We start from the raw sequence: 9,259 nt of genomic DNA, 5'->3' as shown, positions 1-9,259 counted from the left end.
ACCTTATTTTACCAACCTTGGTTCGGCCTTTGCAAGCGCTGCCACGGTAATGTTTTTGTTCTGGACAATTACCGCACTGGCAAAAAAGCTAATGATTGCAAAAGGTGAAACGCCTGCACAATCGCAGCTGATTGCGATAATGGGGGCCGGCCTGGTTGGTGCATTAGCATTTGCCTATACCGATACCTTCTGGTTTTCGGCTGTTGAAACTATAGTGTTTGCCCTTTCATCATTATGTACCGCCGTGGTATTCTGGGCCATTTTAAAATGGGATGCCCATGCAGACGAACCCGGCGCCGATAAATGGATAGTATTGATTGCCTACATCATGGGTTTATCCATAGGGATACATTTATTAAACCTGTTAACCATTCCGGCTATTACCATGGTTTATTATTTACGCAGGTATAAAAAGCCTTCGGTAAAAAGCGGTATAGTGGTATTTATACTCAGCATTGTAATACTGGCTTTGGTGCAATACGGCATTAGGGAATACACCATTAAAATAGCGGCCCGGTTCGACCTGTTTTTTGTGAATACCCTGGGCTTAGGCTTTGGCAGCGGGGTTGTTTGTTTTGTGCTCCTTATTATTACTTTGTTAGCTGCGGGTATTTTGTACAGCATCCGGCATAAAAAACCGGCTTTGAACCTGGCATTGGTATGTTTAACGTTCATCTATTTCGGCTACGGCTCTTTTGTTTATATCCCTATCCGGGCCACTGCCAATACCGATCTGAATAACTCGCATCCCGATAATGCTTTTACCCTTAACGATTATCTTAACCGCATCCAGTACGGAGAAACCCCGCTGCTTTACGGCCCGTACTATGATGCCAAAGTTATTGATCAGCAGGATGGTAAAAACCTGTATCGCAAGGGTAAAGACAGCTATGAGATATCCGGAAAAAAGGTGGTTACAACCTATGATCATAATACCATCATCCCCCGCATGCACAGTACCGAAGGCGACCCGCAATATGCTCAGAATGTACAGTTTTACAAGCAATGGCTACAGTTAGCCGATGGGCAAAGCCCCACTTTTGCCGACAATATGAACTGGATGCTAAGCTGGCAAATGTACCAAATGTACTGGCGCTACTTTTTATGGAACTTTGTTGGCAGATATAACGATGCCGACGGGCAAACCAGCACCATGGCGATTAATGGCAACTGGACCTCGGGTTTGTTTGATAGCGGTAAACATTTGCCCAAATCTGTAACCGGTTCCGATACCTATACACCATTATATGCATTGCCGCTTGTTATTGGTTTATTGGGAATGGCTTATCAAATTAAACGCAAAAAAGCTGATGCCATGGTGATAGGTCTGCTTTGGTTTTTTACAGGCCTGGCCATTGTATTGTATGTAAACCAGGCCAACATACAACCGCGCGAACGCGATTATTCATACGTTGGCTCTTTCTATGCCTTTGCTATTTGGATAGGTTTAGGAGTGCTGGCGATAAACGATTTTATTAAGCAGAAGGTAAGCCAGCGCGGCGCGGCACTGGCTTCGGTTGTAGTTTGCTTGCTGGTAGCGCCTATTTTAATGGCCAGGCAGGAATGGGGAGGCCATGACCGATCGACGAAAATGACGCCGCACGATATGGCTTACAACTTCCTGATATCATGTCCTAAAAACGCCATATTGTTTACCAACGGCGATAATGATACATACTCGTTATGGTACGACCAGGAAGTAGAAGGTGTACGGCCCGATGTAAGGATAGTTTGCACCAGCCTGTTTAGCGGCGATTGGTATATACACCAGATGCAGCGGCCCATGAACCAGTCGGCCCCTTTGCCTATTACCATGCCTTTTGACAAATACAAGCAGGGCATACGCGATGTAATAGCTTATAGCGATGCCAAAATACCCGGCTTTGTTGATTTAAAGGATGTATTTGATTTTATAACATCTGATGACGACCGTACCAAAGTACAATACCAAAGCGGCGAAACCATGAACTACCTGCCTACCAAAAACTTTAAATTAAGCGTTAATCCCGGGCAGTTGGTAAAAAATGGTGTGGTGACGGCCCAACAAAAAGACAAGCTAACCAACAGTATAGAATGGACATACCCTGCAGGCAATTATTTATTTAAGGATAAACTGGCCATAATAGATTTACTGGCACACAACAACTGGGAAAGGCCCATTTGTTTTACCATAGGCGTAAGCCCGGAGTATATGATGGGACTACAGCCTTATCTGTATAAAGAAGGTTTCGCCTACCGCCTTATCTCTTTTAAAGCCGATACCGCCATTCATGATCAACTGGGCAAGGTAARCAGCCTGGTGATGTATAATAACGTGATGAACAAGTTTAAATTCGGCAATTTTAAGCATGCCAGGTATTTGGATGATGTGAGCAAAACGGAGTTTTATCCATTCATGGAAAGCACCTTTCACGACCTTGCCCAGGGACTGATTAAGGATGGAAGGAATGACCTGGCCCTGAATACCCTGCATAAATTTGACCAGGAGATGCCCGACATAAACCCCAATATTGATACCGCCCACCGCAAACTGCTATTGGCCCAATTGGCCTATAAGCTTGATGATAAAGAACTGGCAAACCGCTATGTAAAAGGTGTGGATAATTATCTTACCGATCAGCTGGCTTATAACTATACCCTGTTACAAAATAAACCCGAAGCTTTGAATGTTGGCGAAGTACAGTTTCAGCTATATGTTTTAAATGGGCTGGTAGATACCACAAAAGCCTATAACGAAACAGTGCTGCATAAACAATTCCTGGATCAGTTAAATGATTATGGGAGTAAGTTTGCTGTGTTGGAGAATAGATAGAAAATGACGTTTTAAAAGGTTTGTCATCCTGAGTGGAGTGAAGGATCTATTCGCAGACTGTAGAGGGCGAAGAGGCGTGGCGTAGAATAGATCCTTCACTCCGTTCAGGATGACAATAGTTTATTAAAAACAATACCAACCGCAGCTACAGGCCTGCGATAGTGTTATTTGAAACAACCCAGTTTCTCCAAATCAGCAGGCACATCAACCGAATGAGTTTCCAGTTCGGTTTCGGCAACTTTAATGCGATAGCCGTTCTCAATCCAGCGCAGCTGTTCAAGGCTTTCGGCTTTTTCGAGGTCGGATATGGGGAGTTTGGTAATCTGCTGCAATACATCAGCACGGTAGCCGTAAATGCCTACATGCTTAAAATAAGTATGAAATTTAAGCCAGTTATCCGGTTGCTGGGCGCGGATATGCGGCAGTGTGGCACGGGAAAAATAAATTGCTTCTGATAATTTGTTGATCACCACTTTGGGCGAGTTGTAATTAAAAAGCTCTTCTGTAGAAGTTATTTTTTTTATCAGTGTAGCTATTTGCGTATCGGCATCCATAAAACAGGATGCCAGTGTGTTGATCTGTTCCGGGTTGATATAAGGTTCATCGCCCTGGATGTTGATAATTACATCGTATTCGGGATGCAACCGGGCTACCTCGGCGCAGYGGTCGGTTCCGCTCTCGTGGTATTCGGCCGTCATTACGGCTACACCGCCAAAAGCATGCACATGATTAAAAATGCGGTCGTCATCGGTAGCTACAATAGCTTCGGCTATGTTAGTACAACATTTAACCTGTTCATAAACCCGCTGAATCATGCTTTTACCGGCAATATCAACCAATGGCTTACCCGGAAAACGGGAAGATGCATAACGGGAGGGTATAATACCTAATATCTTCATTTTTATGTCGCGGGTTGCGGGCCTTTTTAGTTATCTAATTGGAAGATCAAAATTAAAAATAAATTAACTCACACTTCAATATTATATTATCTGCTATACACGAAACAGGCAACCCTAACCCCAATTAAAAAAGCCCATTAATTTCACGCTCAATTAGTTGAACTATGGTAGCCATATCTTCGGTTTTATTAGCAAAATCAAGGTTATCCTTATCAAGTATAAGCAATTTACCCAGCTTATAGTTTTTAATCCATTTATCGTACTTCTCGTTCAGTTTGGATAAATAATCTAAACGAATCCCAATTTCATATTCCCTGCCGCGGCGTTGGATGTTGCTTACCAGGGTTGGCACCGATGCTTTCAGGTATACCAGCAGATCGGGCGGTTTAATAAACTCGGTTATATTATTAAATATAGATTCATAATTTTCGTAATCGCGGGTGGTCATGAGGCCCATATCGTGCAATATTACGGCCGCTTTTTTGAATATCGATGATCTGGCGGTAACGGCTGTTAAGGAAATAGATTTGCAGGTTAAAGCTCCAGCGTTTCATATCGCTGTAAAAATCCTCTAAATAAGGGTTATTGTATACGGCTTCAAACAGCGGATCCCATCCATAATTATGGGCCAGCATTTCAGTTAAAGTGGTTTTACCCGCGCCTATATTTCCTACAATAGCTATGTGCATATAATGTTAGTGAGTTTGTCTGAATCAGAATTTTCGTAATTTACAGAATTGTAAGAATTATAAAAATCTTTTCCGGGCTCATTCTGCAAATTCTGATTTTGAGAAGTTGTTTTAAAATAAATAAATAGACCGTCATTGTGAGGTACGAAGTGTTTGCCAAAAAAAAGCCTTTTGTCATGCTGAACGTTTGAAGCATCTATTATTCGCCATGCTTCTTCGCCCTGTACAGTCTGCGAATAGATCCTTCACTGCGTTCAGGATGACAAACCTTTTAAAACGTCATTCCCCCTTCAGAGTTCGCGGATTTTAACACTCCCCATGACGTATTCGACTTTCAAGGTCTAAAGGGCTGTCAGTCTGAGCCTGTCGAAGACTCGYGCGKAKAGGCCTTTGCCCGCTATGCTTCGACAGGCTCAGCATGACAGCCCTTTTAGCAACRTCATKYCCCCTTCAGAGTTTCGCGAAATTTTACCACTACCTATGACGCATTCGATTTTCAAGGTGTAAAGGCCTGTCAGTCTGAGCCTGTCGAAGACTCGTGCGTATAGGCCTTTGCCCGCTATGCTTCGACAGGCTCAGCATGACAGCCCTCTTAGCAACGTCATTCCCCCTTCAGAATTTCGCGAAATTTTACCACTCAGCCCGACGACCTTGAACCCCTTATTAAAAAAGGGAACAGACGTGTCAATTGACAATCTAAACAAAGTAAAATTGACATTCTCAACAAAGCTTACAGCCTTGCTATAACATAACTTTGTTCTTAATAAACATTAATAATCCAGGATATCTCGTTGTTGATAGCATTCGTTTATCAATGAGTATAAAACTATTAACAGGCAATTTACTAACTTAAACACATTTTGTAAGGCACATCAATTATCAACACTAATGGCGAAACAAAACTTCAGCAGATTTACAGACCTTGTGTGGACGGTTACAGAGGAAGGCATTTTTAAAGATGATCTTAGTTTTGAATTCCACTCCTTCGTTTTGATCATTTCCGGGGAAATGAAAGTAATACAGGCAGAGCGGACTTATACATTCGGTGCCGGGAGCATGTTGCTTTTTCCAAGAAACCAGATTTCAACTGTAATCAAACAGCCAAAAGATGGCAGGCCTTACCAGGCTGTCGTATTTGGCCTTACGCCCGATAGGCTGAAATCATTTTATGCAAATGAAAAACCAAAATTGACAGCTCCACCCGATAATGCGGTTAGGATATTGAACAAACAGCCACTACTGGAAAGTTTTTTTTCTTCGGTAATGCCATATCTTGATCTTGAGCACAAACTTCCCGAAAGCGTAGCAAAACTCAAGTTGGAAGAGGCGATTCATATCCTTAGATTTGTTGAGCCAGATATTGACAGTGTGCTGGCCGATTTCTCTGAACCCGGAAAGATAAACCTGGTTGATTTCATGGAAAGGCACTACAAATTCAACATGCCTCTTGATAAATTTGCCTATCTCACAGGTCGTAGCCTTTCAACCTTTATCCGCGACTTTAAGAAGGCTTTCAAGATCACCCCCCAACGTTGGCTAATAAAGAAGCGTTTGGAATTAGCCCATTTTCAGCTTGCTAAAAAAGACAAGAAAGCGGGAGAGGTGTACTTAGAAACCGGATTCGAAAACCTTTCGCATTTTTCCTTCGCCTTCAAGAAACATTTTGGGTATTCGCCATCTGAAACCGTAGGTAAGCTTGTATAGAATTGGCATAAACTGCTCTTATTAGCACGAAGGCACTAAAAGCAAAGCTATCGCTATGATATTCCCCTGGTTAAAAGAAGTTATCATAGCGGCGCTCCTACCGCTTTGCTTGCTACCGACCTGCAAATGCTAAAAACACTATTTATTTGTTTTTAAATACGTGGTTATATAGGTTAACTTCCGCACCCTTGGCCATTCCTTTCATTAGCGCGAAAATCTCCGGAGAATAATTTCCAAGTAAGTCTAATCTTTTTATTTTCCAATCCACCTTGTATTTATTCATTACCGGTGTAAAAGCCTCCGCGTGTTTTATTAATTCATTCTCGTTGGCATAAGATTCCAGAAAGAGGATATTGAAAGACTCCGGATCATAATGACATTCATGGATTAAGACGCCGGCTCCTTCATTTGGCACAGCGATTTTCGCTTCTGCCATAAATTGTTCAAGTTTTTCCCAATCATTGGGATTAACAGTGGCGGACATTGTAAGCCGCAGGATAAATTGATCTGACATATTTCAACTTATTTATGAGGTAAAGGTAGGCTATGCCTCATTTTTTAGTTTTGTTAGGCTTGTCAATTTTATATTGCTCTAAATGTCAATAACTATATCCGTAAATCATATTCGATCCTTTATGAGGCTGATCGGCTATCATCTTAWTATGTTACCAAAGGGAATGATCTTGTGACACTCCCAGCAAAGTGAAATTGACATTTTAAACAAAACAAGAACGCTTTCATGATTCTAACTTTGGTAAAAAATATAATCATGAAAGCTATAGTATTAAAAGAAGTTGGAGGGTCAGAAAACCTGGTACTTGCAGAGGTTCCTGTACCCTCAATTAAAGATAATGAGGTTTTGGTTGGTGTAAAAGCGATAAGCATTAATCCTGTAGATGCATTTGTCCGCAGAAACCAGGCAGCATTGGATATGATCTATGCCCGAAAAGGTGATGAAGAAAATATCATTCTTGGATGGGACGTTGCCGGTGTTGTGACCGAAGCAGGAAAAGCGGTGACAAAATTCAAGACCGGAGATGAAGTTTTTGGCAACTTTAAGTTCATTGGCCAGGCAAATGCCTATGCAGAATTCGTTGCGGCACCGGAAGACGAAATGGTATTGAAACCAGCCAACGTAAGTTTTGAGGAAGCTGCCGGAGCAACAATGGCAGCTTTAACAGCCTGGGTATCGTTAGTGAATTTTGCGAAAATAAAAAAAGGAGATAAGGTTATTATCCATGGTGCATCTGGTGGGGTTGGGCATTACGCGGTACAATTGGCCAAACATTTCGGCGCATATGTGATCGGTGTTGCATCGGGCGCCAACAGAGATTTTGTTTTGGGCCTGGGAGCCGACGAATTCATCGATTATAAAACGCAGGCAGTTGACGAGATTATTGATGATGCTGATATTGTGCATGATGCGGTTTGGGTAGAGGGAGAAGTAAGTAGCACTGAAGACACCCATCTGGGCCGGTCATTAAAATCAGTCAGGAACGGAGGTAAGTTATCCAGTATAGTAGTATATCCAGATCAGGAGTTCGTTGATAAGGCAAAGGCAGAAAGAGATGTAACAGTTGAGAGAGTATATGTGACACCTAATGAAAGCTATCTGCAAGATCTTGAAAATATTGCCCGCTTATTGTCTTCAGGTGAAATCAAAACGCATGTGTCGCAAGTGCTACCATTAGCGGCTATGGCAAAAGCCCACGATATTATCCAGACCAAAAATACGGTTGGGAAAATAATTCTTGTTCCATAAGAGGCTGTCTAAAAATAAAAACAGACCGTCACGAGTACCCACCAGGATTATCCTGGTGGGTACCTCCGCAATGACGATCACAAGGTGATTGTGGTATCCATACATGTCATTACTGTTTTTTTCAACTTGGCTGGTCGGTACTCGTATTACGACCAGTTTTTTATTTTTAAACAGCTTCTTAATAAAAATTGTAAAACGTATCGGAAAGTGCATCGTGAAAACCCCAGCCGATGTTTTCGCTATCAACAAGTAACTGTGAGGCCAGTTGTTCAAATTGACTCAATAAGTCTTCTTTTTGGATAAGTTTTAGTGCATTGGCATATGTGCTTTCAAGGCTGTTGTAAAAAGGCTCATTTATATCGCCAAAATCATTTGTAAATTGTACACCTGTTTCCACATAAAACAGCATAAGAGATGCCAGCAATTCGGGTGAAGGTCCTAATTTTTTAAATTCACTGATGCATTGCTTCCCTTGCTTAAGGCTGTAGCCGAAGCCGCGCTTTGGATAAAAAGACTCGTAAACTTTAACCTTGTATTTTTCAAATAACCCATTTTCATCTGGCTTAAAATAAAAGTCAAGATACTCCTTCACCGTTTTGTTTTTTTTATACAAATCGGCTATTATTTCAATAAGCGCTTTTTTGTCGAGTTTGGTAAGGTCGTTTTTAAGGGCCATTATCGATATTTTTTTACGAGATAAAGTATTCTTTCATTACAAATATATTAAAGACCCCTAACCGGTCAATGCTTTCCCGTTTTTGGGTTGTAAATTTAAAAGCTTTGGTAAGTTGCACGAAAGGGCATGTGCGTATGATCCGACCAGTTGGCGAACGAGGCCGCCCGAGATAAGTCAAAAATTTGAAGTGGGATAAGTGGAAACGGTTTAGCGAATGGTAATGTTAGATGTGGCCACACTATCTTGCTGTGGCAGGTTTATGTGTTTTACCCCTGGGGGTTTAGTACCACCAACAGCAAAAACATCTGCCAATAAGGGCAATACCCAAACAGCATAAAGCACAGGAACTTTAATTAATAAAAAAAGTTAATGAAAACTAATATAAAATCTGCAACGGGTAGGGGGGAGACCGCTTAACGATTAAACCAGTTTATCACAAAATCCAGCTTTGATCTTTTTAAAATATCAAACCAAAAACGATGTATATGCATTGATTTCATAGCAATTAATGCTTTAGTTACATATAATAACTTTTTAAATGCGAAAATATTGTGGAAGAGTTTTTGGGTTGCGGGGTTCGGGTTGTGTGGATCGGGGTTCGGGTTGCGTGTGGCGAGGTGAAAGAGCTGATATTTTAGAGCATTAGGTTTTGAGTTAATAAAGTGGCATCGAATTTAACTTATCGAAATCCTGGCCTAAGAATCCCGCTCCCCGCTC

At 41.6% G+C, this 9,259-nt stretch carries 6 protein-coding genes and 1 pseudogene; 3 read left to right on the top strand and 4 right to left on the bottom strand.

Annotated elements, in window-relative coordinates; translation table 11 throughout:
- A partial coding sequence (locus AC1DPZ_RS21555; protein ID WP_477407303.1) for a glycosyltransferase family 117 protein occupies positions 1 to 2,812 on the top strand: 2,812 nt, incomplete at its 5' end.
- 164 nt (positions 2,813 to 2,976) lie between these two features.
- On the opposite strand, the gene kdsB is transcribed toward AC1DPZ_RS21555, so the two are convergent.
- Together kdsB and AC1DPZ_RS21545 are read right to left on the bottom strand one after the other, a co-directional pair.
- Positions 2,977 to 3,711, bottom strand: a complete 735-nt coding sequence (gene kdsB / locus AC1DPZ_RS21550; RefSeq protein WP_477407301.1) for a 3-deoxy-manno-octulosonate cytidylyltransferase — start codon at positions 3,709 to 3,711, stop codon at positions 2,977 to 2,979.
- A gap of 124 nt (positions 3,712 to 3,835) precedes the next feature.
- Positions 3,836 to 4,346: pseudogene (locus tag AC1DPZ_RS21545) on the bottom strand (deoxynucleoside kinase).
- Positions 4,347 to 5,288: 942 nt separating this feature from the next.
- Between AC1DPZ_RS21545 and AC1DPZ_RS21540 the strand changes: the two are divergent.
- On the top strand, positions 5,289 to 6,104 hold the full coding sequence (locus AC1DPZ_RS21540; protein ID WP_477407299.1) for a helix-turn-helix domain-containing protein: 816 nt from the start codon (positions 5,289 to 5,291) through the stop codon (positions 6,102 to 6,104).
- A 142-nt stretch (positions 6,105 to 6,246) separates the two neighbouring features.
- Here AC1DPZ_RS21540 and AC1DPZ_RS21535 read toward each other — a convergent pair whose 3' ends face one another.
- Entirely contained in the window at positions 6,247 to 6,618 is a 372-nt protein-coding gene (locus tag AC1DPZ_RS21535) for a hypothetical protein (protein ID WP_477407297.1), read from the bottom strand.
- Positions 6,619 to 6,873: 255 nt separating this feature from the next.
- Here AC1DPZ_RS21535 and AC1DPZ_RS21530 point away from each other — a divergent pair, with 255 nt between their 5' ends.
- Entirely contained in the window at positions 6,874 to 7,866 is a 993-nt protein-coding gene (locus AC1DPZ_RS21530; protein WP_477407295.1) for an NADP-dependent oxidoreductase, read from the top strand.
- Between the two features lie 178 nt (positions 7,867 to 8,044).
- Here AC1DPZ_RS21530 and AC1DPZ_RS21525 read toward each other — a convergent pair whose 3' ends face one another.
- Positions 8,045 to 8,542, bottom strand: a complete 498-nt coding sequence (locus AC1DPZ_RS21525) for a DUF6155 family protein (protein ID WP_477407293.1) — start codon at positions 8,540 to 8,542, stop codon at positions 8,045 to 8,047.
- Positions 8,543 to 9,259 lie beyond the last annotated feature (717 nt).

The sequence above is a fragment of the Mucilaginibacter sp. P4_G9 genome, from assembly GCF_056400985.1.
The sequence above is the reverse complement of the archived record's forward strand: the minus strand, read 5'-3'. Positions and strand labels throughout refer to the sequence as shown.

Bases quoted from the DNA above. Each gene is read 5' to 3' on its own strand.
- AC1DPZ_RS21540 (WP_477407299.1), top strand. From the start codon at position 5,289: ATGGCGAAACAAAACTTCAGCAGATTTACAGACCTTGTGTGGACGGTT.
- AC1DPZ_RS21535 (WP_477407297.1), bottom strand. From the start codon at position 6,618: ATGTCAGATCAATTTATCCTGCGGCTTACAATGTCCGCCACTGTTAAT.
- AC1DPZ_RS21530 (WP_477407295.1), top strand. From the start codon at position 6,874: ATGAAAGCTATAGTATTAAAAGAAGTTGGAGGGTCAGAAAACCTGGTA.
- AC1DPZ_RS21525 (WP_477407293.1), bottom strand. From the start codon at position 8,542: ATGGCCCTTAAAAACGACCTTACCAAACTCGACAAAAAAGCGCTTATT.